Source organism: Pseudorhodobacter turbinis (genome assembly GCF_005234135.1).
GTDB lineage: Bacteria > Pseudomonadota > Alphaproteobacteria > Rhodobacterales > Rhodobacteraceae > Pseudorhodobacter > Pseudorhodobacter turbinis.
In genome coordinates this window covers 12,210-35,019 of record NZ_CP039966.1, presented here as the reverse complement: position 1 = coordinate 35,019, position 22,810 = coordinate 12,210, and the positions used below count along the sequence as shown (strand labels likewise).

At 55.9% G+C, this 22,810-nt stretch carries 21 protein-coding genes and 3 pseudogenes; 11 read left to right on the top strand and 13 right to left on the bottom strand.

Annotated elements, in window-relative coordinates; genetic code table 11:
• Positions 1 to 29 precede the first annotated feature (29 nt).
• The 6 genes and pseudogenes from EOK75_RS20340 to EOK75_RS20315 form a co-directional block, all read right to left on the bottom strand.
• Complete coding sequence (locus EOK75_RS20340) at positions 30 to 422, bottom strand: hypothetical protein (RefSeq protein WP_137195918.1); 393 nt, start codon at positions 420 to 422, stop codon at positions 30 to 32.
• A 163-nt stretch (positions 423 to 585) separates the two neighbouring features.
• Positions 586 to 915 (bottom strand): annotated as a pseudogene (locus tag EOK75_RS20335) (IS30 family transposase); the annotation flags it as partial.
• A 5-nt stretch (positions 916 to 920) separates the two neighbouring features.
• Complete coding sequence (locus tag EOK75_RS21920) at positions 921 to 998, bottom strand: helix-turn-helix domain-containing protein (protein WP_420821961.1); 78 nt, start codon at positions 996 to 998, stop codon at positions 921 to 923.
• A 141-nt stretch (positions 999 to 1,139) separates the two neighbouring features.
• The gene (locus EOK75_RS20325) at positions 1,140 to 1,973 is read right to left on the bottom strand and encodes a CpsD/CapB family tyrosine-protein kinase (protein WP_137195916.1); all 834 of its coding nucleotides are present in this window, start codon (positions 1,971 to 1,973) and stop codon (positions 1,140 to 1,142) included.
• Between the two features lie 10 nt (positions 1,974 to 1,983).
• The gene (locus EOK75_RS20320) at positions 1,984 to 3,537 is read right to left on the bottom strand and encodes a GumC family protein (protein ID WP_168199328.1); all 1,554 of its coding nucleotides are present in this window, start codon (positions 3,535 to 3,537) and stop codon (positions 1,984 to 1,986) included.
• Between the two features lie 2 nt (positions 3,538 to 3,539).
• Positions 3,540 to 4,478: an ExeA family protein gene (locus EOK75_RS20315; RefSeq protein WP_137195914.1), complete on the bottom strand. Its 939-nt coding sequence runs from the start codon at positions 4,476 to 4,478 to the stop codon at positions 3,540 to 3,542.
• Between the two features lie 442 nt (positions 4,479 to 4,920).
• Here EOK75_RS20315 and EOK75_RS20310 point away from each other — a divergent pair, with 442 nt between their 5' ends.
• The 4 genes from EOK75_RS20310 (at position 4,921) to EOK75_RS20295 (ending at position 10,325) form a co-directional block, all read left to right on the top strand.
• Positions 4,921 to 5,601, top strand: coding sequence for a sugar transferase (locus EOK75_RS20310; RefSeq protein ID WP_137195913.1), 681 nt, complete (start codon positions 4,921 to 4,923; stop codon positions 5,599 to 5,601).
• A gap of 126 nt (positions 5,602 to 5,727) precedes the next feature.
• On the top strand, positions 5,728 to 8,205 hold the full coding sequence (locus tag EOK75_RS20305) for a tetratricopeptide repeat protein (RefSeq protein WP_168199327.1): 2,478 nt from the start codon (positions 5,728 to 5,730) through the stop codon (positions 8,203 to 8,205).
• 172 nt (positions 8,206 to 8,377) lie between these two features.
• The gene (locus EOK75_RS20300) at positions 8,378 to 9,013 is read left to right on the top strand and encodes a polysaccharide biosynthesis/export family protein (protein WP_240794159.1); all 636 of its coding nucleotides are present in this window, start codon (positions 8,378 to 8,380) and stop codon (positions 9,011 to 9,013) included.
• A gap of 43 nt (positions 9,014 to 9,056) precedes the next feature.
• Positions 9,057 to 10,325 (top strand): porin family protein, encoded by a 1,269-nt coding sequence (locus EOK75_RS20295; protein ID WP_137195911.1) that lies wholly within the window; start codon positions 9,057 to 9,059, stop codon positions 10,323 to 10,325.
• An 18-nt stretch (positions 10,326 to 10,343) separates the two neighbouring features.
• Here EOK75_RS20295 and EOK75_RS20290 read toward each other — a convergent pair whose 3' ends face one another.
• Both EOK75_RS20290 and EOK75_RS20285 read right to left on the bottom strand, forming a co-directional pair.
• Entirely contained in the window at positions 10,344 to 11,555 is a 1,212-nt protein-coding gene (locus EOK75_RS20290; RefSeq protein ID WP_137195910.1) for a glycosyltransferase family 4 protein, read from the bottom strand.
• Positions 11,556 to 11,837: 282 nt separating this feature from the next.
• Complete coding sequence (locus tag EOK75_RS20285) at positions 11,838 to 12,812, bottom strand: replication initiator protein A (protein ID WP_338053369.1); 975 nt, start codon at positions 12,810 to 12,812, stop codon at positions 11,838 to 11,840.
• A 571-nt stretch (positions 12,813 to 13,383) separates the two neighbouring features.
• Between EOK75_RS20285 and EOK75_RS21965 the strand changes: the two are divergent.
• The 4 genes and pseudogenes from EOK75_RS21965 to EOK75_RS21520 form a co-directional block, all read left to right on the top strand.
• A pseudogene (locus tag EOK75_RS21965) lies at positions 13,384 to 13,629 on the top strand (IS110 family RNA-guided transposase); the annotation flags it as partial.
• Between the two features lie 70 nt (positions 13,630 to 13,699).
• Positions 13,700 to 14,787 (top strand): IS3 family transposase gene (locus EOK75_RS20275; protein WP_137192138.1). Its coding sequence is split into 2 segments (ribosomal slippage): positions 13,700 to 13,961 and positions 13,961 to 14,787, totalling 1,089 coding nucleotides; the frame shifts between segments, so codons are not numbered across the junction.
• A gap of 59 nt (positions 14,788 to 14,846) precedes the next feature.
• A complete protein-coding gene (locus EOK75_RS21525; RefSeq protein WP_240794157.1) occupies positions 14,847 to 15,323 on the top strand; it encodes an IS110 family transposase in 477 nt (158 codons plus the stop codon).
• A gap of 21 nt (positions 15,324 to 15,344) precedes the next feature.
• Positions 15,345 to 15,641: a transposase gene (locus tag EOK75_RS21520; RefSeq protein ID WP_338053370.1), complete on the top strand. Its 297-nt coding sequence runs from the start codon at positions 15,345 to 15,347 to the stop codon at positions 15,639 to 15,641.
• A gap of 234 nt (positions 15,642 to 15,875) precedes the next feature.
• Here EOK75_RS21520 and EOK75_RS20265 read toward each other — a convergent pair whose 3' ends face one another.
• Entirely contained in the window at positions 15,876 to 16,787 is a 912-nt protein-coding gene (locus EOK75_RS20265) for a LysR family transcriptional regulator (protein ID WP_240794161.1), read from the bottom strand.
• 184 nt (positions 16,788 to 16,971) lie between these two features.
• Here EOK75_RS20265 and EOK75_RS21705 point away from each other — a divergent pair, with 184 nt between their 5' ends.
• On the top strand, positions 16,972 to 17,196 hold the full coding sequence (locus EOK75_RS21705; protein ID WP_137195908.1) for a DUF1127 domain-containing protein: 225 nt from the start codon (positions 16,972 to 16,974) through the stop codon (positions 17,194 to 17,196).
• Positions 17,186 to 17,455: a DUF1127 domain-containing protein gene (locus EOK75_RS20255; protein WP_137195907.1), complete on the top strand. Its 270-nt coding sequence runs from the start codon at positions 17,186 to 17,188 to the stop codon at positions 17,453 to 17,455. The genes EOK75_RS21705 and EOK75_RS20255 overlap by 11 nt, the downstream gene beginning before the upstream one ends.
• A gap of 276 nt (positions 17,456 to 17,731) precedes the next feature.
• On the opposite strand, the gene EOK75_RS20250 is transcribed toward EOK75_RS20255, so the two are convergent.
• The 3 genes from EOK75_RS20250 to EOK75_RS20240 form a co-directional block, all read right to left on the bottom strand.
• Positions 17,732 to 19,228, bottom strand: a complete 1,497-nt coding sequence (locus EOK75_RS20250) for a tetratricopeptide repeat protein (protein ID WP_137195906.1) — start codon at positions 19,226 to 19,228, stop codon at positions 17,732 to 17,734.
• Positions 19,229 to 19,310: 82 nt separating this feature from the next.
• On the bottom strand, positions 19,311 to 20,396 hold the full coding sequence (locus tag EOK75_RS20245) for a vWA domain-containing protein (RefSeq protein WP_137195905.1): 1,086 nt from the start codon (positions 20,394 to 20,396) through the stop codon (positions 19,311 to 19,313).
• Between the two features lie 227 nt (positions 20,397 to 20,623).
• Positions 20,624 to 21,223: a hypothetical protein gene (locus EOK75_RS20240; RefSeq protein WP_137195904.1), complete on the bottom strand. Its 600-nt coding sequence runs from the start codon at positions 21,221 to 21,223 to the stop codon at positions 20,624 to 20,626.
• Positions 21,224 to 21,389: 166 nt separating this feature from the next.
• On the opposite strand from EOK75_RS20240, the pseudogene EOK75_RS21960 reads away from it, so the two are divergent.
• Positions 21,390 to 21,617, top strand: a pseudogene (locus EOK75_RS21960) (IS110 family transposase); the annotation flags it as partial.
• A 460-nt stretch (positions 21,618 to 22,077) separates the two neighbouring features.
• Here the strand turns inward: EOK75_RS21960 and EOK75_RS20990 are convergent.
• Positions 22,078 to 22,779 (bottom strand): hypothetical protein, encoded by a 702-nt coding sequence (locus EOK75_RS20990; RefSeq protein WP_168199326.1) that lies wholly within the window; start codon positions 22,777 to 22,779, stop codon positions 22,078 to 22,080.
• Between the last annotated feature and the right edge of the window lie 31 nt (positions 22,780 to 22,810).

Below are 22,810 nucleotides of genomic sequence, written 5' to 3'. Positions count from 1 at the left end.
TTTGCGCCGCCGAGCAGCGGCCAAGGCCCCTAAGCGCCCCTATCAACAGAAACCCTCCGGCGGGCAGGGGAACGGGCGCAGGCGGGGGTGTAAAAGGTGAGCGTCCCGCCCTCGATCCGGCCTTCTAAATACCCATAAGAATGCGAAACGGTCACGGCTGAACCGCCAATGCTTGCAAGCGGACTGTTTGAGAATGCGCATTCACCAGCCATATTGCATTGCTCATATCCGATACGTGTTGGCATCAACTGGTTGATCACAAAAGACATTTCGAATTCCGGAAATTCAGCCGTTCGTGGGCCAAAATCAGCAAAGGGCGCATCATAGTAAAATGTCTCCAGAAAACCCGGCCCGACAGAGTCACTGGATGCGATAGGCGGATAGAATAAAAACGATCCCGCGTTGAGCAGCGGATCGACCAAGACAGAGACCCCGCCGATCTGTAGGTCATCCACACCGGATGTGGGCGAGCCGTTCTGCACACCATATGAAAACGTAAGGGGCTGACCGACAAGACCGGGAAGCCCGAAACGGCTGATTGCGGGTCAGAATTTGGATTCTCAAGGGTCGTTGCGACGGTTTCCGCTATCTCAGTTTCATGAGTTTTTCTCTGAATGCCTCGGTTGGCGTCCGCAATCCCAAACACTTTCTGGGTGTGTTGTTCAATCGGTCAAAGATCGACCTCATATCTCGATTTGAAAGTGCGGCCACGGGTGCATCTCGTGGCAGGTATCGCCGCGCCCGTTTGTTCAGGTTCTCCACTGAACCTTTCAGCCACGGTGCTTGTGGATCGCAAAACCAAGCCTCAGTTCCTATCCCAAGTTTGAGTTTGTGCCAACTCCGGAACTCAATTCCACGATCAAAGGTGATGGATTTGCGGGCCGGTTGGGGAAGGGGTTCCATTACGCTCATCAGCTTGTTTAGCCGGTGCGTTTAATGTCTCGGTAAACTGTCGAAACATGCCTGCCAATCTCCGCCGCGATCTCGGGCACGGACATCTTTGCATTCAACATATCTTCAATCGTGCGCCGTTCACGCAGATCTAACTCAGTATGTGCCGCGGTGACACATAGGTAACGGATAAGAAAGATTATGGTAATAATCGAGGTTGCCGGGCCACTTTAAAGGTAGGCTCAAGGTCACCCGTAATAGCCATATCCGTATTCGGCACCCATATAGCGACACTTGTTCAGGATCACGCCCATTACATTGGTTTGGGTTGCCAGCTCGGTCTCGCACATGTCGATTTCCTTGATGGTCGAGGCTTCGGCCCCAGCCACCAGCAACACGCAATCCACATTCCGGGCAAAAGCCATCATGTCGTCGATCTCAAGCATCGGGGGCATGTCGAACAACATCACATCCGGGGCAAATTCTGTCTCGATGGCGGTCAGGGCCGCTTGTACGTTTGACCCGCTCAAAAGCTCTGCGGAATCGCGCCATGGCTTCGGATTGCTGGAAATCGCCAGATTGTTGCCATAGCGCAGGGCATTATCACGGAAATCGCGAGTCCCTTCCAGAACATGGCCAAAGCTGATGTTTTCCTTGATGCCGGTCAAACGGGCCATCGACGGGCGGCGCAGGTCCAGCTCCATCAATACGGTGCGCATCTGGGATTGCCGTTGCAGGCTTAGCGCGAGGTTCAATGCGATCGTACTTTTACCGCAAGCAGCAGTGGGCGAGGTAATCGCCAACCTCCGCCAGCCGTTGTCGCGCATCTGCTGCAGGGTGCGGGTGCGCAGCATGTCGATCACCATTGCATCGCGGCCGCCTTCGAAGGCCACAATCCGGTTCCGCGTCATCAGATCGGCACTGATGGACATCTCCGGGAGGGCCTTCCAGGCGGCGTCGACACTGTCTGCGTCACAATTGGAGACCGGAACTTCGCTGGGCATCGGCGCTGGGGTCGCCCCGCGTGCCGTGGTTTCACGCTCGGCACGGGCTTTGGCAAGGGCTGATTGAATCTTTTCCATAACGCGCTCCTCAGCCCCGACCGGTCAACCGTGCGATCATCTGATCGAGCGGCATAATAAAACTGTTTACGGCCCACAGACCGATTGGAATGACCACCAAGCCGGCAACCAGAATGGCAATGATGATTGCACGGCGGCGCGCGATCTCTTCTTTGGTGCGGAAATAGGGCAATGTAACAAAAGGGGTAATCCCGAGCTTGGCGGTGATGTCCGCCGGGCGTCTGACCCCACGCTCAAGCACCGTTAGCAAAAAGACCAGGCCAAGGCCCAACATCATGCCGCCTGCAATGCCGCCTGCGGCAACCACCGGCCGGTTGGGGCTTTGCGGCTCTGTCGGGGTGACGGCCTGTTCCACGATGGAAATCCGCTGCCCTTGACGTAAGGACTCGATGATATCACCGGTTTCGGCGCGGGCCTTGTTGGCCACAGCCAGATCATATTGCTTGCGCACGTTGGCGTAGTCCCGCTCCAGCGTGTCAAGTGTGATGGCGTTTCCGGGGGTCGCCTCGATGCTCTGGCGCAGATTATCAAGAGTGGCCTGAACACGGGTCTGCTGGGCCGTAATATATTCAAGCTGCCCGTCGATCTCGGCCAGTTGCGTCTCATAGGCGGATTGTGGAACACCTTCTTGCGACAGGCCTGAGCGCGCTTGTTGCGCCTCTACAATTGCTTCTACAGCTTTGATGCGGGCTTTCAGCAAGGTGATCTTTGGGTTTTCAGGGGAAAGGATCGACAGTTGTGCGGCCAATTCATCCTGAAGTCCCTGAAGCTGCTGCTGCTCTTTGGTCTGATCGCGTGGCAACACGCCACCCTCACCACCAAAGGCTTCATACAGCCGGACTGCGCGGGCCCGAGCGTCCCGCAGCGCGGCTTCCTGGCGCTCCAGATCTGTCAGGCGCTCTTGATTGGCAGCCTGTTGCGAGCGGCGGAAATCCAGACTGTCCGGCAGGGATTGCTGGTTTGCTTCTTTGAAATTCAGAATAACGGTTCCGCGATCGGCCAGCTCCTTATCCAGACGGCTCAATTCCTGCTCAAAGAACGACAGTGTCTGGCGCGCAACACCGGTGCGCATGCTAACGTCTTCGCGCAAGATCAGGGTTACCAGCTCGTTTGTGACCGTGGCGGCCATGGCCGCGGTAGGGGCTTCAAAGCTGACCGCAACAAGGGTCGCCCGCGCCGGACCGCGCGGGGTTGATCCGCCCGTCGTCACAATTTCGATACGGTCGCGCATGTCATCGACCATCTTTGTCGCATCCATCCGCTGCGCAGGCCGCCCCTCGGTCGCGCCATATATGTTCAGGCGGTTGGCCATTTCGATCAGCGTGTCGCGGGTCAGAATGCGCTGCTGGATGATTTCAAGCTGCTCGGTCGCCTCGGTCTGCACGGTAGAGGCCGCCAAACTGTCAGGGATCTGCTCGGATTCCACCAGCAACCGCGCTTGGGCTCGGTAGACAGGCGGCAACACCTTGGCCAAAGTCAGACCTATGGTCGACCCAATTACCAAAAACAGCAAAAACCAGTGTACACGTCTCAGAAAGAGCGAAAAATAGTATTTGAAGTCCATGCTCAGTCTGCCTTTATTTTCTGGTGCCCTTGCAGCACCAAAGTCGAGGATTTTCCAGGATCGCTTGTGCCCGAAGAGGAATCCGGTCCCTGCGCATCTGGATCATCCAAAGTATCGATAAAAAACACGCCATCATCCAACACCTGTTGAACGGTCAAGCGCGTGACAGTTTTATTACCTTTGGTAAAGGCATAAACCAAGGCAAGATCGCAAAGTTGGTTTACAAGGCGCGGAACTCCGCGCGATGCCTCAAAGATAAGATCGCGCGCTTTGATCTGGAAGATTTCATGGGTCGCGCCGGCTTTGGACATACGGTGCGAGATGTACTTGCGCACGGTTGCCACATCCATCGCGGGCAGATGGAACGCCGAAGAGACCCGCTGCGCGAATTGGCGCAAGTCGGGACGGCGCACCAGATCCCGCAATTCGGGCTGCCCCACCAGAACGAGCTGCAACAGCTCATCCTTGTTGGCGTTGATATTGGTGAACATCCGCAGCTCCTCAAGGGACTCGCGGGTCATGGTCTGCGCCTCGTCAAAAATCAGGATAACCCGGCGGTTCGCGGCATATTGCGCGATCAGATAAGCTTGGAACCGACCAAAGAGGTCCACATAGTCTTCATCTGCGCGGGCCTCTTGCCCCAGTGACAAAAGCACCCAGCGCAACAGCTCTCCGCGACCACCATGCGGGTTTGCAATCATCCCGATCTGAACCGTATCATCCACTGATTTCAGCAAGTGGTGCAGCAATGTCGTTTTCCCTGCCCCCACTTCGCCCGTGATCAATGTGATGGGAGCGCGTGTAACGATACCGTATTCCAGCATCGAATAGGCCCGTTTGTGCGGCCCCGACCAGTACAGAAAATCAGGATCGGGAACCAGCGAGAATGGCCGCTCCGACAATCCGAAAAACTGAGTGTAGATGTCGAGGGTACTATTCATGCCAACTCGGGGACTTTCAAATCAGGCGATCGCACTATGACAATGCTACGTAACGCGACCAAGGATACTATCATCCGCTTTATGCGATCAAATGACGATTTTTATGGCCAAACGCAACCGTTATCCCCTGTTTTTTGCCTGTATTGTCTAAAAAGACACCCACAGGCGACAACTTCCAGGCTCAGGGTTTCCTTCCTGTTAACAATTTCCAAAATAGGAGAACACTGTCGGAAAGTACGCCGAATTTTAATCTATTTTATTAAAAACTTTGATGTTGGCTTTGTTCTTGATAAAAGCTTTGCATGACGGCCGGACTCCCCTTGAGGCCAGTGGCTGTTTGCGTGGACCAAAGGGGCAAAAAACGACTGCCTGTTGCACCGCGTGTCTGTGCGCCCCTGCCTGACAGGGGAGGTAATTTTGATACTGAAAAAATTGGTTGGATATGACAGTTCATTATAGCGAAACATCCGAACAAGCGCAGCGCGCTGTTCGTGTTACGCCCGAGCGGGCATCCAAAAAACCTTACCGCAACGGCGGGAAGCGGGTCCTCGATATCGTCATCGTGTTATTGACTGCCCCTTTTGTGGTTCCCATTATTGCCATACTAGCGCTTTTGATTGCCCGTGACGGTGCCAATCCCTTCTATGTTCAAAGTCGGGTCGGCGCGCAGGGCAAGCTCTATAAAATGTGGAAACTGCGTTCCATGGTTGTGAATGCGGAAAGCAAGCTGGAAGCCTATCTGGCCAGTAATGCCGACGCGCGGGCCGAATGGGTGCGCGATCAAAAACTGAAATCCGACCCGCGTATCACACGGTTCGGCAAGCTGCTGCGCCGTTCGTCCATGGATGAATTGCCCCAGCTTTGGAACGTCTTACGCGGCGATATGAGCCTTGTCGGCCCCCGCCCGATGATGCCATCGCAACAAGCGATTTACCCCGGTCACGACTATTATGAACTGCGCCCGGGCATTACCGGCAGCTGGCAAGTTTCCGAGCGCAACGAGTCAACCTTTGCGGATCGTGCGGCGTTTGATACGGCCTATAACAAAGACCTGTCCTTGGCGCATGATACCCGCATTCTGGCGGCAACCGTCCGTGTGGTTTTGAAAGCAACGGGATATTGACCCTCGGATCACAGTAGCCACCTTGAACTTTCACGATTTCTATAGAATGTTGCCCCTATAATAGCCCCTATCGGCATCCGTCTGAGGCCCGATCGAGTTAGTTTCCTGTTTTAAGTGAGCCCCATGATGACCCGTTTGCGTCTTTTCCTGATGTTGATCCTGTCCTGCTCCGGCCTTCTGCTTGCCGGATGCCAAAGCGATGAAGATAAAGCCGAGAACTTTTATCAATCCGGCCTTGCCCTCTATCAGGAAGGCGACCCAGAGCGGGCCTTGCTGGAGCTTCGCAATGTATTCAACCACGACGGCTTCCATAAAGATGCCCGCCAGACATATGCAAATATTCTGATCGAGCTTGGTCGCCAGCAAGAAGCCTATAGCCAATACCTGCGGTTGATTGAGCAATATCCCGATACGGTCGATGTGCGCGTGACCTTGGCCCAGATGGCCATTACCAACAACGACTGGCAAGAGGTTGAGCGCCATGGCAACGCCGCATTGCGGCTGGCCCCGGAACGCCCGGACGTAAAGGCGCTTGATATCGCGCTGTCCTATCGCAATGCCTCCGTTGCTAATGATGCAGAGGCGCGCAGCAAGCTGGCCAATGACGCGACAAAGTTGCTTGAACAGATACGCGCCGACGGTCAGCCCGAAAACGCAGCATTGGTCCGGATTGTGATCGACAACCTTGTCCGCAGCGATACACCGGCAGATGCTTTGCCCACCGTCAATGAGGCGCTTGAGCGGAGCCCCGAGGCACCGGATCTCAATATGCTGAAGGCCCAATTGCTGGCCTCCAGCGGCGATGTCGCCGGAACCGGCGCGCAGCTTGAAAAAATGATCCAAATGGACCCCGATAATGTCGACATCCAGAAAGCCTTGCTGAATTGGTACCTCGCACAAAATGATCTGGACGGCGCAGAGGCCTATATGCGCGAGCTTAGCGGCGAGGTCACCGGCCCCACAGACAAGCATGTGGGCGTGGTGCAGTTCTTGCAAATGGCCCGCGGGCGCCCCGCTGCCCGTGAAGAGCTGAACAGTCTAATCGACGCCAACACAGGCACCGCCAATGAAGATTTTTACCGTTCCTTGCTGGCGTTGATGGATTATGAGGATGGCAGCACCGAAAGCGCCATCGCCGACATGCGCAGCATCCTAAGCAACGCCGAACCAGGGGCTGAAACGCTCAAGATGAAAACCATGCTGGCGCGTATGTTCATCGAACAGGGCGATACGGCTGCGGCAGATACGCTAATCGCCGAAGTCTTGGGCGAGGATTCCAGCAATGTCGCTGCCCTCAAGATGCGTGCGGCCCGCGTTATCGATCAGGACCGCTCCGGCGAGGCAATCGTCGATTTGCGCACCGCCCTTAGCCAAAGCCCGCAGGACCCTGAAATCCTGACGCTGATGGCCCTCGCACATGAACGCGACGGCGACACCGAGCTGATGGGCGAACGGCTGGCGCTTGCCGTCGAGGTCACCAATTCTGCCGTTCCCGAGGCCATCCGTTATGCACGCTTCCTGCTCTCTCAGGGGCGTATGCCCATCGCGGTCAGCGTACTGACAGATGCACAGCGCAACGCGCCCAACAATGTTGAACTGCTGCTTTTCCTCGCCGATTTGCACCTGCAATCGCGCGATTGGCCCCAAGCCCAAACCGTCGCCCAAACCCTAAGCCAGATCGACACACCACAAGCGCAACAGGCCACGACCGAGCTACAGGCCCGTATCCTATTGGGCCAGAACCGTGCGGATGAAAGCATGGCTCTTTTGCAGGGACAGCTCGATCAGGGCGGGGATGATGCATCCGGTTCCGAGGTTGCGCGCGCAACGGGGCTGATTGTCCAGACCCAGATCCGCAGCGGCAAGGTGGATGCAGCCCGCGCCACCCTGGATGAAGCGCTGGCCACTCATCCCGACAACAGCGACCTGCAACTGCTGGATGCCAATCTACATGCCCTGATGGGTGAAGTCGAAGAAGCAGAGCGTGGATATCGCGATCTGATCGCCCGTTTCCCAAACAATGATTTCCCCGTCCGCATATTGATCAACATGCTGGAAAGCATGGGCCGTAGCGCAGATGCCGCCACGGTTCTGGATGACGCCTTGGCAAAAGCCCCCGAGCAGTCAAATCTTCTGTTCCTAAAAGCCGGTAGCCTTGAGAATGGGGGCGACATCGACGGGGCCATCGCCATTTACGAAAAGCTCTATGGCCTGCACAGCAGCAACACGCTGGTCGCCAACAATCTGGCCAGCCTGCTGGCAACTCATCACACGGATGAGCAGAGCCTTGCGCGGGCGGCAACGATCGTCCGCCGTCTGCGTGGCACCCAGAACGCAGCGTTCCAGGATACATATGGTTGGATTGCCTATCGGCGCGGCAATACCCAAGAGGCGCTGGAATACCTCGAACCTGCCGCCGCAGCCCTTTCGACGGATCCATTGGTGCAATATCATCTGGGCATGACCTATGCCACCCTGGGTCGCGCCGAGGATGCCCGCGCAGCTCTGACCAATGCATTGGATCGCGCCGGAGACAGCACCCTACCCCAGTTTGAAACCGCGCGCCAAACGCTGATAGAGCTGGACCAGAAACCCACACCCTAACACAACCGGCAAAGCACGCAACGGCAGGGGAACATGTTGCAAACCCGCCGCGACCGCCCTCGAAGTTCTGTTTTTTTAACGATGAAGGGGGTTTTCCTTTGAAACTTTGACCTCTTAGGACGTAAACCTCATAGTAACGCGCACGGCTCGACATATGCCGAAAGGATAAACCATGACCCGCTCTATTTCTGCTGTCTCATATCTCTTTGCAATGATGAAGGCTGCCTTTGCCATCGGCATCGCGGCGCTTCTGATCGCCGGTCCCGCTGCGGCCCAAAGCTACAAAATCCGTGCGGGGGATACCCTACGCATCGAAGTACTGGAAGATTCCAGCCTGAACCGGACCGTTCTGGTCGCCCCCGACGGGCGCATCTCGGTTCCCTCGGCGGGAACGCTGCGGGCTTCGGGGCAGACAGTTGAAACCGTGCAAAACAGCCTGACACAGCGTCTGGCAAGCAGTTTTGCGGCAACCCCCAATGTGTTTGTCAGCCTTGAGCGGCTAGCCGAAGCACGCACGGGTGGCGCTGCGGCTAGCATCTCTGTCTATGTGATGGGTGAGGTAAACAAGCCCGGTAAACTGGACGTGACCCCCAACACAAGCGTGTTGCAGATGTTCGCTGTCATGGGCGGTTTTACAAAATTCGCGGCAACCAAGCGTATCCAGCTGCGCCGTACCAACCCCAAGACCCAGGCCGAGAGCGTCTATACTTTGAACTACCCCATGATCGAGGCAGGCAAGCAAAGCAGTCGCGCCAAATTGATGGACGGGGATGTGATCGTTGTACCGCAACGCCGCTTGTTTGAATAACCCGCCCCCCGGCAGACATTGCATGTGGACAGGAAAAATACCGATGGACTCTACTGTCATCAAAACCACGGCCTTCTCAGTCGCCCTTTTGGGTGGATTGGCCACCACTGCGATGTCGCAAAATGCCTATGAGACGGGCGGCGTTCAATTAAGCTTTGGCATAAAGCTGCGGGCCGAGGCGCAAGACAACCGCTCGCTTTCCGCAACGGACCCGGATTCCTCGGTTGAATCGGTGGCCAATCTAAGTTTCGGGATACTGTCTGAAACGCGGACCCAGCGTTTCAAACTGGATTTCGGCGGCAAGCTGCGCGCCTATAATGGCGACAGCAGCACTGTCGATGATGGTTTTGTCGAACCCTCTGTGGCGCTGAATTACGCCCTGAGCAGCGCCAATTCCCGTCTGGAAGTCAGCGCATCTCTCAGCGAAACCGACCTGTCGGACAGCGATATCCTGTCCGATGACGGGCTGGAGATATTGCGGGCCAACGGGGCAACCCGGCGCAGGACCATGCTGGAAACACGGCTTGACTGGGGTGACACTACCTCGCTCGGCTTTGGCGTCTTTGCCCGCCGTCTGGAGAACACCTATAGCGGTGGCACCCCGACAAGCCTTGGCGGCAGCAGCCTGAACGACAACCTGCGCACCACAGTGGGCGCCTCTACCCGCATGGATCTGACACAGGCCGCCACGCTGAACCTGTCGCTCAGCTACAGCGAGTTCGAAGAAGATACCGTCTCCGGCACCAGCGACACGCTTTCCGTGAACAGCAGCCTGACACTGGACCGCCCGCGCGGCCCCCTCTCTATCAATCTGGGCGTAACAAGCGTTGATGACGGTGAGCGTTTGTCAGCCTCTGTCAGCCGTTCCTTGGAATTTCCGAATGGCAAATTCTCGGGGCAGATCGGGGCGACCCGTGGCGTTGACGGGGATGGCTATTTGACGGCCGCCGCGAACTACAGCCACAGCACACCGACTGCGACCTTCACGCTCGGCCTGTCGCGCGATGTCTCCTCGGACAACGAGGAAGATAGCGAGCGTCTGCGCACATCGCTGAATCTTGGCTACGGGCGGGATTTGTCGCCGCTGTCGGCCCTGAAGTTCAATGCAAGCTGGTCCCAGTCCGAAGAGACAGCAACCGATCTGTCGTCAATCAACACAACGCTGGGGGCAACCTATAGCCGTGATCTGACAGAAGACTGGGCGCTAGACGCGGGCTACAAGCACCGCATCAAAGACAGTGACACCTCGGGCCGCGCCAAATCCAACAGCGTGTTCCTGGAGCTGCGCCGGGCCTTCATCACCCGCTTCTAAAACCACCTGACATCAAGATCAGCGGCCGGTCATCTTGGAAAAAATCCGGTCGTAGGCGGCCAGCAGGTTCTTCGTGGTATGGCCCCATGACAGATCATCCAGCACCCGTTTGCGGCCCATTTTTCCCATACGCTTCCCTGTTTCGGGGTCGGCGATCAGTTCTGCTATCTTTTCTGCAAACGCGATCGGATCGTTGGCCTTCGCATAAAGCGATGCCTCCCCGGCAGAAAAACGCCCTTCCGTCAGGTCGAACTGCACCACAGGTTTTTCCAGGGTCATGTATTCCATAACCTTGTTCATGGTGGAAATGTCGTTCATCGCGTTTTTGGGGTCAGGCGACACGCCGATATCAATCGCATTCAGCGCATCCAGAAGATCCGGGCCATAAAGCGGGCCGGTAAAGGTGAAATAGTCGGCCAGCCCATGCTGGACCACATCGCGCTGCACTTCTTCAAGCTGGGGACCGAAACCGGCGATGACAAAATGTACATCCCCCTGCCCCAGCCGGTTGACCAGATGGTCGGCAGCCTCCACCAGCAAATCCATGCCTTCTTGCTGGCCGATCACACCAACATAGCCCATCACCGTACTTGCACCCTTGCGGTAATCGCGGTTACCGGGGCCAACCTCAAAGGTTTCGATCCGCGGGGCAGAGCGCACGACAAACACATCCTCGGGGGCCATCTTGCCCCGCCGGATCGCGATTTCACGAAAACTGTTATTGGTCGCCATCGACACCGAAGCCGTGGCAAATGTCATCCGCTCCCAGATCAGCATGATCCGGTAGAGCAAACCGCGGTTGCCGAATTTCGCCTCGAACAGCTCGGGGCAGACGTCATGGTGGTCAAACATATAGCGCACGCCCCACAGACGATACCAAAGCGCCAGAACAAAGATCAGGTCCGGCGGGTTACAGCCCTGGATCACGTCGAATTTCTTCTTGCTCCAGACAAGGCGGGACAGCCGGAACCAGTGCCAAAGCGCATGGGCATATTCGCGGGCATAGGCAATCGCGCCCGAATGCGCCTCTGGCGGCTCGCTGTGGCGATAGATGTGAACGCCGTCGATTTCCTCGTAAGGCTTGTCCCAACCCCGCCCCATGGGACAGATCACCGAAACATCATATCCGGCCTGCACCAATGTTGTCGCCTCCAACCACACACGTCGGTCCAGCGGAACCGGCAGGTTTTCGACAACAATCAAAATGTGGCGCTCTAAACGGGAGGTCATTGATTATCCTGTTTTCGTTATCTGGCGTATATGCACATGCAGCATGGACTAAATCACCCGCGCAGGATGTGAAACCACTATTGTCTTCACCAGCGGGTTTTCAGCCTTAATGATAGTTGTTTTGACGATTTCCTGCCTAATCCGAATGTATTTTCGCAATAGTGGTTAATAGTTTTGCGCATTAACCGGCAGCGCCCCGTCATCTTACAATTACTATACCGGATATAAAAAGGTAACCGGATTTATATCTGATATATATGCCGCCCCCAACATCACGCAAAGCTATTCAGCATTTTTCCTGTTGAGTACCCATTTGCGGCAAAACCCCAAAAAGGCAGCTTCCGGATTGTGAGGTGTTTCCGGCAGCCACGCCCGCCACTCACGTTCGAGGTGATGGACATCAAACCCCGCAGCCAACATACGGGCCGTTTCATAAACGTCCGGGTCCAATTGGGGGGCGACGGCCTGCGGCAGAACAAGCTTCACACCGTGACGGTTGGTAAAGATGATCATGTCGTCGATCTCATCATATGTGATGCGATAGTCCGGAATATGCGCATGGGAATGATCCTCCCGAACAATATTCAGGACCAGCCGACGGAACTCTCGCTGGGTAGAATTCGAGCCACTTTTTTTCTGAAGCAACCCGAGACCGATCCGCCATTCCTTTTGTGCCCCACAATGTTTGCGGGCAAGCTCATAAATGCGCCGCTCAAGAGGTTTTCGCAGCCGGAAATAATCCCGGTGCAAGGTCAGAACTTCTTTCGACCGGATTGCATTAAACACCCAATCCGACAGCTTGATCTCAACTTCCTGCATGCGCCCGTCACGGGTTTCCCGAACCACTTCCGCGCTTTCGATCAGGCCAAACGTCCGGAAAACCTCGCGGCCACCTGTCACGATATTGGTGCTGATCCTTGTGCCGGCAAGCCGTTCAAGAGCCGCTTTGAGCTGGCTGTAACCAGTTCCCGCCGTATTCCGGTTTGTCGCAACTAGCATGTCAAAAGCCCGAAATCGAACCGTCTGGGAGACCTCTTTACCGTCATTAAGCGCAGTCATCAGCTGGCTGATACAATAGATCAACACATCACGATCATGCACCGTCGCCAAACCATCAACCGACGGCTTAATCGCAATCTTGATCCCATTATGTTCATACTCCCGCACGCGCGTGTCAGGCTTGGTCGACAGCGAAAAGATCGGGTGTTCCATCGACGCCATATCCGCCTTGGGAACGGCATCGAAAATATCACACACAAAGAAATCTCCCTGCGGATACCGATCAGGGAGAAGAGGTGAGCGGTTTGCTATAATTTCTTCTGACACGTTCAAGCCTTTCGTACTATCGCACACGCTGCGTATCTCAAACAGCTAAGTCCATTTAGATTCGTACTATCACACACAGTAACCCGCTTTCGTACTATTGCCCACACCTTTCGTACTTTTACCCACGGTTCTTCGTACTTTTACACACGCTCTATCGTACTTTTACACACAGGGTATGTTGAAAAAGCATTCTAGATCAAAATCTTACAACCTGTTTTTTTTGCTTAACACAGATTCTAACACCTATTTAACACCTAGGCCTGTGGATAACTTTTAAAACGACAGTTCCAAACCATGAAACATCAGCTCGTTACAAAAGAAACAGCCTTCCCCGATAACCTGTCTAAAAGATCAGAGGTCCAAATCCGCTTAAAAAAATTCAAGCACAAACGGACCACTTAGCGTAATCGCGGAGGGCACCTCTTTTCGACCAAGGGCCCTTGCTTCAAACTGATCAAATGGAAACCGATTGGCCAAGGCTCAGATGAAAAGGAGAACTGTCATGCCATGCTTTGCCGCCCTGGATGTCTCACAGGAGACGACTGCCATCTGTGTTGTCGATGATAATGGCACCATAATTGCGGAGACGACGGTCGCGACCTGCCCGGACGTGATCACAAGTTATCTGAGAGACAGAGCACCCAATCTATCGCGTGTTGGGCTTGAGACAGGTCCGCTTGCTGTTTGGCTCTGGAATGAGTTGGCTGCACGTCAACTACCAGTTCTGTGTATCGACGCCCGTCACGCGGTAATCCCCCCCGAAAGTAAGGGGCTGCGGAAGTAGAATTTTCTCGGCAAGATGAACGAGGAGATTTTGAATGAAAATGACCAGATATAGCGAACCCCAGATCCTTGCGATCCTGCGCCAAGCCGAAGGTGGTGTGCCGGTGGCCGAGCTTTGCCGTGAACATGGCATGAGCAATGCGTCGTTTTACAAATGGCGTGCGAAGTATGGTGGCATGGATGCATCCATGGTCAGCCAGATGAAAGCCATGGAGGAAGAGAACCGCAGGCTGAAGCGGATGTATGCAGATCTGAGCATGCAGGCGGACTTATTGAAGGAAGCCCTCGGAAAAAAGTAACGGGGCCATCTCAGCGCCGCGAGATGGCCGAAACGGCGGTAGAGCGACGGGGCGTCAGCATCGCGCTGGCGTGCCGGGCCTTCGAGGTCAGCGAGACCTGCTATCGTTACAGCCCGAAGCTGAAAGACGAGAACGAGGTGATCGCCGATCTGCTGACAGGGCTGACGGATGCGCGCAAGACTTGGGGATTTGGCCTGTGTTTCCTGCATTTGCGCAACGTGAAGGGGCATCCGTGGAACCACAAGCGGGTCTACCGGATCTACTGTGAGCTGGAACTGAACCTGCGCATCAAGCCGCGCAAGCGGCTGAAACGGGAGAAGCCTGACGTTCTGGCGGTCCCGAACAGACCGAATGTGACCTGGTCCATGGACTTCATGGCGGATCGCCTCGGCGACGGCAGGGCTTTTCGGCTTTTGAATGTGTTGGACGACTTCAACCGCGAAGGGCTGGGGATCGAGGTTGATTTCTCGCTCCCTGCCGAACGGGTCATCCGCAGCCTTGATCGCATTATCGAATGGCGCGGAAAACCGGGCACGATCAGGGTCGACAATGGGCCGGAATATATCAGCGAAACACTGAGAAAATGGGCTGAGAAACATAGTGTTACGATCCAGCACATCCAACCCGGACAGCCCCAGCAGAACGCCTATGTCGAGCGCTACAACCGGACGGTTCGGCATGAATGGCTGGATCAATACATCATCGAAAGCATCGAGGAGGCTCAGGATCAGGCCACACAATGGCTCTGGACATATAACAACGACCGCCCGAACATGGGCATCGGCGGCATCACACCCGCTATGAAACTGAAAATGGCCGCGTAAGTTCTACAGATGCACCCCGTTAAAAAGGGGGCGATTACCACGCCAATGCAGCCTTCAAGATGCGGCCAGTTAAAACGGATCGAAATGACGCCGCCGGTTTGGCTCAAATCATGCGTGTCGGTTGGTTCAAGCAGGTGCGGATCAAGAGCCATGACTGCTATCAGGTTCGTTCGTTGCTGACAGCGCGTGAAACGTTGGTGCGCATTCGGGTCAAGATAGAAAACGAGCTCCGTGGGCTTCTGCGGACTTTTGGAGTTCTGTTTGGCAAGCGCGTGGGTGGCTTCACAGGGCGCGCTCATGAGATCATTTGTGGTGAATTGGAAGCATCGCCAGAAATGCGTATTATTGTGGAAACTTTGATGAAAGCACGAGCGTCCGTCTGCGATCAGATCAAGGTTCTGGACACACGGCTTGCCGCGATCGCCAGAGCAAACCCGACCCTCAAGCTGTTTATGACCGCGCCTGGTGTGGGAATCATCACCGCACTGTCAGTTGTGTCAGCATTCGATGACGCATCACGCTTCAAAAGGTCATAAAGTGCGGGCGCATATCTCGGGCTGACGCCAAGACGATACGAGTCCCGCGAAACCAGTAGAAATGGACGCATCTCGAAGCAGGGCGACAAGATGGTGCGAAAGCACCTCTATGAGGCGGCAACGACCTTGCTGAGGCGCAACTTGCGATCTTCGTCCCTAAAGACCTGGGGCATGAAATTGGCGAAAGTGCCCGATTTTAGAAAGGGTTTGACGTCAAAAAGGCGCGTATTGCGGTCGCCCGGAAACTTGCCGTGGCTCTGCACGCCATGTGGAAAACCAACACGCCATTCCGTTGGACCCAGTCGGCAGCATAAGTAGGGATAAGTTGCGCGACTAAGCCAGCGGACGCGTCCCCGCCGGGACGTATGGCGCGGATCAGGCCGTCCCTCTGAATGCACTGCACACCGAAGCAAGTGCGAGGACCACTTAGGCCGATCCGGCCATCCGACGCCAACATGCGGCGATCCGTCGAGATCGACCGCGGAGAGAACCATGAACCCGGCGCGTGCTAAGGCATCAATCAAAGAACTTGACAAATGCAATTAGAGAACTTCAACAGGCACAGACTCGGGGTTTAAAGGTTGCTGTCGCATTTCCTGGCATCTCCCGGAACTGACATACCAGGAAATCAATGAAAACACGCGTTTTAGGGGCAAGGTTGCGTTTGTCTGCAAACATGATGGCAATGTCGGTACTCGGAGGGGCGTATTCCGGCATGACATGAATTAACTCTCCTGTCTGGAACTTCTGGTCCGTCATATACCTTGGAAGCCGCGCAATCCCCATGCCCGCAAGTGTGGCACGATAGATGACGTCCGTGCTGTTGCCTTCAAAATTCCCATGCGCCTCAAAATCCAGATCATCAGATGTTTCAGCGTCATTCCAGGTGTTCCGCTTACGGTTTCCAGAAATTCTAAGACAATTATGTTTTGCAAGATCACTCAAAGTTGTCGGCGTACCGCAACGCGCCAAATAGGCGGGGGAAGCACATAGAACCCGGTGGCTTTGCATGATACGGCGAACCACAATATCGGGCTTCTGGTACTGTTCGGCAAAACATATCGCGGCGTCAAAACCCTCACTTTGCAAGTCCACATCGCGATCCGTCAGATCCAGCGAGACCTGAACCTCGGGGTATTCTTCAAGGAATTTTGGCAAGGCCGGGATCAACTGGGCCTTACCGAATGCCACACTGGACGCGATCTTAAGGTTCCCACGCGGGATCCCATCCAGGTTCAGGATCAGCGCCTCGGCCTCCTTGAACTTTTCGGCCATCGCTTGGCATTTTTCGTAGAATTCCTGACCTTCCTGCGTGGGTGAGACCCCGATTCTGGTCCGATTGAGAAGGCGGTAATGAACGTGATCCTCAAGCAAGCCGATCTGCTTGCTAACCGCCGAGGGGGTCTGCCCCATTGTCCGCGCCGCGGCAGAGATACTGCCCTGTTCGACAACATTCGCAAACATCAACATCTGCGCAGAGATATCCATTTTATGACCTTCTCGTTCCGATTTGGCCCATGCCGCCTTGATCTGTTCCAAATCGGCATGGGTCCTATGCCATCTGGAGCAATTGTGAGCGCTACCAAATCAGGCTACTTCTGCAGTGCAGCATGGATACTGCATCGCAGCAAGAACCGAGGTGCTTATTATGGCAACGACACGATCAAACAGCGGGTTCGACATCGTTTGGGATGCTGGCCGCACATTTTTTCATCAGAAAAATGCCCGGATGCGAAAGGCGCTTGTGAAACGCAAAGTCTACCGCACGACGTTGCAAGAGCTTTCTGTGTTGACGGATCGCGAGCTCGGGGATCTGGGGATTCCGCGTTGCAGCATCAAAAGAATGGCATTGGAGGCGGCATATGGCTGTTAGTTCCCACACCAGCGGGTCTGCACCGCGCCAGATCACTCCCGCTTTAACGGCAGCGTTCAGGCTAGGATCAAAGCTTCTTGCCGTGTTGGCCGGGGTCGGGATCAAGGCGTATGGTCTTGCCGGATCCCTCGTGAAAGCTCTTCAGATGTCCCGGATGATCTCCACTCTCTCGGGTATGAACGATCGCCAGCTTGCGCAGATCGGGATCTCCCGCGCCGAGATCCCTCAATATGCGGTGAGCCTGATGGCAGATGACTAAGAAAAACATGTTCTGGCGGCGACAGATCGCCCGGAACACAGGAAAGTGCTGGTCCTCGCTCCTCCCAGGGTAAGCCAGCATGAGCGGCGGCGAACACCAACAGGGAGCGCCAATGCCAAGGGCCGGCATCTTCACCTCCTCCCGAGGGTGCTGGCCCCAACTTTTGGGCGCTAGGGTTGCGTCCAGATCTCGCCCATCAAGAGGGGCTAAGACGCAAGTCAGCCCGAAACGGCCCGCCAGAGGCCCTGCAGGGCCGTTCTGGGCGTGAGGCTGCTGTTATTGGGCCTTTGCCTTACCTAGGACATCGAGCGCCGCCTGCGCGCCTCCTGATGCCTCTACGGCCATTTGTGCAAGTTGCAGCGCCTCGGCAGTATCCCCTGCGGCAAGCCTTAGGGCGGCGGTGTTCACCATGCTTGGCCAGTGGGCAGGATTGATTGCAAGGGCGGCCCGAAAGGCGGCTTCGGCCTTGTCGTTTTGTCCGCGGGCTTGCTCTATTTCACCAAGCAGGAATCGTGGCTCCAGCCAGTCCGGTGCCAGACTTGCGGCCAGGCCGGCATCCTCTGCTGCGGCATCAATCTGCCCCAGCCGCAGATTGACAATGCTACGCCCCCTTAAAAGTTCGGCATCATTGTCAAAACGGGCAATCGCCTCGTCGTAGATATCCTTGGCAGCAGGGTATCGCCCGATCGCGCCGCTAATCGCCGCATGTTCACGCCAGGACGCCGGATCATCGGGAAACAGGGCCACCAGCTGCGCTGTCGTTTCGATGGCCTTAGGGAAGTCGCGGTTCAAAAGATGGGCGCGGGCGGCAACGAACAGCGCTTGTCTGGCAATGTCCGAGGTCTTGTCCGTGCTTGCAGCCCGTTCGGCGGCGGCAATGGCATCGGTTGAATTGCCGGTTGCTAGCAATGCACGGGCGTATTGGAGGTTGGAAAAGCTGTCTACCGGCATGGCTGCGGCGGGTTTGGACAGGGTTGCCACCGCATTTGTCATATCACCGGTTTCGACCTGCAGCGCCCCCTTGGCCTTGAGAAGCGCGTTATCATCCGGCGCGGCATCGATCCCGCGTTGGTACTGGGAAAGCGCGGTTTCGGCATCGCCCAGTTGGGCATGGGCATTGCCAAGCGCCAGCATAAGGCGGGCATCCTTTTTGGTGGCGGCATCGGCCAACAGCGCAAGCGTATCACCCGGGCGCCCTGCCCTGTTATAGACTAAAGCCAGCTCTGTCTTGACGGCAAAGACGTCGGGTTTTTCGATCGCAACGGCCGCTTCCAGATGTTCAATGGCGCGGGGCAGATTGCCGGCCGCGGCATAGGCCCCGCCAAGGCGTTGATGTGCAGCGGCATAGGCCGGCGCAATTTCAATCGCTGCGGTCCAATAGGTCATCGCATCGGGCATCTTGCCGGCCGCCTCGGCAAGGTCGCCGCGCTTGACCCATGCGCTTAACCGCTTTGGCTCCAGCTCCACCGCTTTTGCATAAGCGGCATCTGCACCGCTTGCGTCCCCGCCAAGCGCCAGCGTCACGCCCAGAACCTCCCAGGCGACGGCATCCTCGGGGGCAATGCCTACCCTGGCGCGCACAAGAGTTTCAGCCTGCGCAAGGTTCCCGTCGCTGAGGGCTTGCGAAATGGGCAAAAGATAGGCGGTGTCTTTGGGGGCTTGTGGCAATAGCAGCTCATAATCGGTTGTTGCGGCATAGGCCGTTTGCGTGAACGCAGCGAGGACGAGCGGCAAAAGCATTTTGGTGCGAAGTTTACCGGGAACGATGGACATAACCAGCCTCACTTTGAAAAGTACAAAAAATAAAGTGTGGCACCATAAGGCGCCACACTCAATTATTTTTCAACAGGCTATGTTAGGCTGCGCGGCGGCGACGCGCAAAAGCCAAAGCCCCGAAAGCTGTCATCAGCAGCGGAAGGCCGGCAGGCAGCGGAACGGGCGATGGGAAGCTGTCAAACTCACGGGCAACGATACCACCGTCAACCAGTGCGTTTGTGAAGAAGTCAGCATCGCCATCGGCAGTACGCTTGAACGTCACATCGAAGGTGAAGGTCCTGTCGACTTCGCGATCATAATCGCCAAGTGCTTCGGCACCGACACAGGCCCCAATATCAGCGCCGGTACAAACCGTGGAAACCTCGATCCCCAGCGGCAGGCCTGCACCCAGATCCCCAACGGTAACTGCCCCGTAGTTGGCAAAGCCGGCGGTGATCCCTGCTGTAACATCGCTGATGATATCAGCAACGCTTGTGGAGCTGGCGAACACAGTGGCACCGGCAAAGAGACCATCACCATAGGATGCGGTGATTGTTCCCAAGGTGCCATAAGACAGGGTCACCAAGGAAATGTCGTTATTGGCAAGGCTGGCTTGTGCCCCGGCAAGATCGCCTTTCGCAGATGCGTCGGTAAAGACGAACATGAAGCGGTTCGACCCTGGACGCCAAGCCAGATTATTCCCGGCCAAAGCGATAGCGGTATGACCCGATTCAGGGAAATCGCCGCCGTTATCAGGAACGCTGAGGGTAACCTGATTTACGTTGGCAGTGAATGTCGCATTGTCAGTAGAAAGCCCGCCACCAATAATGGCATTGGCATTCGGCCTTGGATCCGTCAGCGACGCAAGCTCCGAGAATACGCCGACACCTGCCGAAACATCGCCAAAGCTGGATTCAAGCGAGGTAAATAGATCGCTTGACGCAGCTTTCGCGGCATTGACCTGCGCGCCCATACTGCCTGAAGTGTCGATCAGGAAGTGTACGTCGATCACGGCCTCTTTCGGGCCGGTCGCCTCAACAACAACTGTCTTTTGGATTGTCACGCTTTCATTGAGGGCAAGATCGGCACTGAATGTTTCTGGGGCAATAGTATCGGAAAAAGCCGGGAGTGCGACGACACTGGCCGAAACGGCCATGATAGCCAGTATTCGATTTGATTTCATCATGTTGAACTCCAGTACAATAATTTTAAAAACCTTTGATGAGGAAAATTTTAACACAAAATTTACCTATTCAAAGCAAAAAGTGATTTTGATTGGTTGTTTCAGCGTTCAACAATGTAATTGCTGGATAAATTAATTAATTTAAAGACGAAAGACGCAGCTTTAGGTTGTAATGTTGTAATATAAGTAAAACACTCTCCTTTATTTGATGCGAATCCTGTCTTGGCTGATTAGCGTCTGTAGAAATTCCAGATGTCGTGACCACACTTCACGTGCCATTTTATTTGAGTATTGCAGAACCTATAACCTGGCATATTCACCGAACCCTCCTCGGCTGGCGTTTCTAGTCGGTTTCGAGGCCCGGTTGGGCCTTTGCCCGGGGCTCTGGGCGTGGTCTTGCGATGGCTGGTGTAGTGGTCGCGCCCTTTGGCCTGTTTTTTTTCAGCGGTTTTCTGAGGCGTGTGATCTGCATGATCCCATATGCGAGACAGGCAATTAGCAGCCGGACCTCGCGGCAGGCAAAGGCGTCGACAGCGGGTGCCGCCGACTTCGGCTTTCGCCCCCTCTAATGTGACTTCGTCCGGTTGGTCGACGAGCGCGCCGGGGCCAGTACGTCCTTCAGCGCGCCCATGTGGCCTTCGGCCTTGCCGGGTTCGCGGGTAGTGCGCCAGAACGCTCGTGGCGTGGCGTGTCTGTCGGGGCCAGTCGCGCGAGGTGACCAGGAAGAAGCGGCCGAGCAGCAGATCGTCCGCGCGCTCCTTCACCACCAGGATCACCCGGCGCAGCTTGTCCCAGCTCTCGGCCTGATAGCGCAGCTCGTAGAGCCACATGCGCGGCTCCAGCGGCCTACGCCCGGGCGGACGCTTCATGTAGGGCTCGGCCAGCCAGTCCAGAGCCGAGTGTGCGCGCCATTCTCAGTGCTCGCAAGGCCATCCAGAAAAACATACTCGCACTGGAGATGTCACTGCGCGGGCTTTTGCGGAACTTTGACCTGAAGGTTGGCGCTATATCTCAGGCGGTATAACCAAAGCAGGTGACGTGAACCTGAGGTGCGCGTTGTGCCAGGCCGCAACCGTCATGATGAATCGGGGTAGAGCGACATGGCTGAGACGCTGGATCGCTCAGGTTGCAAAACGCCGGGGCTGAAAAAGGGCCATGGTCGCGCTGGCACGCCGGACCTCAGTTATCCTTCATCGCATGTGGATCGACGGCACGACATTCTAAATGGAGGCTGGGCCGACGACCCGATCCGCAACCCGTTGCCTGCCTGATCGCAGGCCCTTGAGGTCCCGCATGGACGTGGTTCCGATGATGTTGTGCTCTGGACCGTCGCTGGCATCCGTCAAGCACGCCTATGGGATTGGCACATCGGAATTGCATCGAACCAGCATCATGTCGGCAGCTAAGCGCTGACCACGGACCGAAGCATGTGCCCAAAGGATTTCAATAAAGGGTGGCGTGAAGATCAGGCACGAACGACAAAATATGCCTATCTCCTGCTTCGGCGGGATCAATCTGGATGCGAAAAATGCCTTGACTGGGACGATCCCGTTACCGAAGCTTGGAGCTAGGGTTTGCGCGCAGGCGCGAGGTCGCCTTGCAGAACTTTTCATGCCAGCCCCTAACATCGAAATGCCGAGGACTGCATCTGTAAGTCCCCGGCGCCGCGTCCCGCAACTGATGATCAGGCGACTTTATTTAACGGGGCCGCAGAGACAAAGGCATTGCTCGACCCACTCTCTGCCACGGCCACTTGGCCATAGGGATTAGCTGCGGCGGTCGCGTTGGTGGCCTTGGTCTCTTGCTGGCCAAGATCCATAACATCAGGTGTTGCTGCGATACTCTCTAGAATGCTCGTCTGACGGGCCTCGGCACGATATGCTTCAGCGGCAGCACGAGCAGCGTTTTCGTCAAGTGCGACTTCCGGCATTATCCGCGTAGTGGAAACCCCAGAGTCATCATTGTCGACCATGGTCACGGATTGCGAGGTGGACCGGCTGGACTGACTTGCAGCAATGACCGAAGCTGAGGCGACACGCCCTATATCTTTGGCCATATCCTTGGAAGCCTCGCCCCCATAGGCCTCTGCGGCGGCACGCGATGCGCCTTCGTCAGCTGGGCTGTCCGACACATCATGGGCGTCAGAAGGTGCGACCTCCTCGCTAAGAGCAACAACAATCGATTCCGAAGTCGGCCGACTGGGTTGGCTGACAACGGGTGACGGGGAAGATGTGGTAGCTTCCGTTTCCTGTGGCGTCTCGACCTGTGTCGACGGGGCCGTATTCTGGCTCGATTGTGATTCCTGAGATGTCGAGGAAGGCGTTTGCTCTGGTACAGCAGGCTTTGGTGACCCCAGTAGCCACGAGGCCAAAGAATTTATCAGCATAAGGAAGTTCCATTCGTAAAGGCGCCCACCC

Coding starts and splice junctions, on each gene's coding strand:
- EOK75_RS20325 (WP_137195916.1), bottom strand. CDS start 1,973: ATGGAAAAGATTCAATCAGCCCTTGCCAAAGCCCGTGCCGAGCGTGAA.
- EOK75_RS20310 (WP_137195913.1), top strand. CDS start 4,921: ATGACAGTTCATTATAGCGAAACATCCGAACAAGCGCAGCGCGCTGTT.
- EOK75_RS20250 (WP_137195906.1), bottom strand. CDS start 19,228: ATGTCCATCGTTCCCGGTAAACTTCGCACCAAAATGCTTTTGCCGCTC.
- EOK75_RS20265 (WP_240794161.1), bottom strand. CDS start 16,787: ATGTTTGCGAATGTTGTCGAACAGGGCAGTATCTCTGCCGCGGCGCGG.
- EOK75_RS20240 (WP_137195904.1), bottom strand. CDS start 21,223: ATGTGGCTCTACGAGCTGCGCTATCAGGCCGAGAGCTGGGACAAGCTG.
- EOK75_RS20300 (WP_240794159.1), top strand. CDS start 8,378: ATGACCCGCTCTATTTCTGCTGTCTCATATCTCTTTGCAATGATGAAG.
- EOK75_RS21705 (WP_137195908.1), top strand. CDS start 16,972: ATGGCAACGACACGATCAAACAGCGGGTTCGACATCGTTTGGGATGCT.
- EOK75_RS20290 (WP_137195910.1), bottom strand. CDS start 11,555: ATGACCTCCCGTTTAGAGCGCCACATTTTGATTGTTGTCGAAAACCTG.
- EOK75_RS20255 (WP_137195907.1), top strand. CDS start 17,186: ATGGCTGTTAGTTCCCACACCAGCGGGTCTGCACCGCGCCAGATCACT.
- EOK75_RS21525 (WP_240794157.1), top strand. CDS start 14,847: ATGCGGCCAGTTAAAACGGATCGAAATGACGCCGCCGGTTTGGCTCAA.
- EOK75_RS20315 (WP_137195914.1), bottom strand. CDS start 4,478: ATGAATAGTACCCTCGACATCTACACTCAGTTTTTCGGATTGTCGGAG.
- EOK75_RS20245 (WP_137195905.1), bottom strand. CDS start 20,396: ATGATGAAATCAAATCGAATACTGGCTATCATGGCCGTTTCGGCCAGT.
- EOK75_RS20305 (WP_168199327.1), top strand. CDS start 5,728: ATGACCCGTTTGCGTCTTTTCCTGATGTTGATCCTGTCCTGCTCCGGC.
- EOK75_RS20320 (WP_168199328.1), bottom strand. CDS start 3,537: ATGGACTTCAAATACTATTTTTCGCTCTTTCTGAGACGTGTACACTGG.
- EOK75_RS20990 (WP_168199326.1), bottom strand. CDS start 22,779: ATGCTGATAAATTCTTTGGCCTCGTGGCTACTGGGGTCACCAAAGCCT.
- EOK75_RS21920 (WP_420821961.1), bottom strand. CDS start 998: ATGTCCGTGCCCGAGATCGCGGCGGAGATTGGCAGGCATGTTTCGACA.
- EOK75_RS20295 (WP_137195911.1), top strand. CDS start 9,057: ATGGACTCTACTGTCATCAAAACCACGGCCTTCTCAGTCGCCCTTTTG.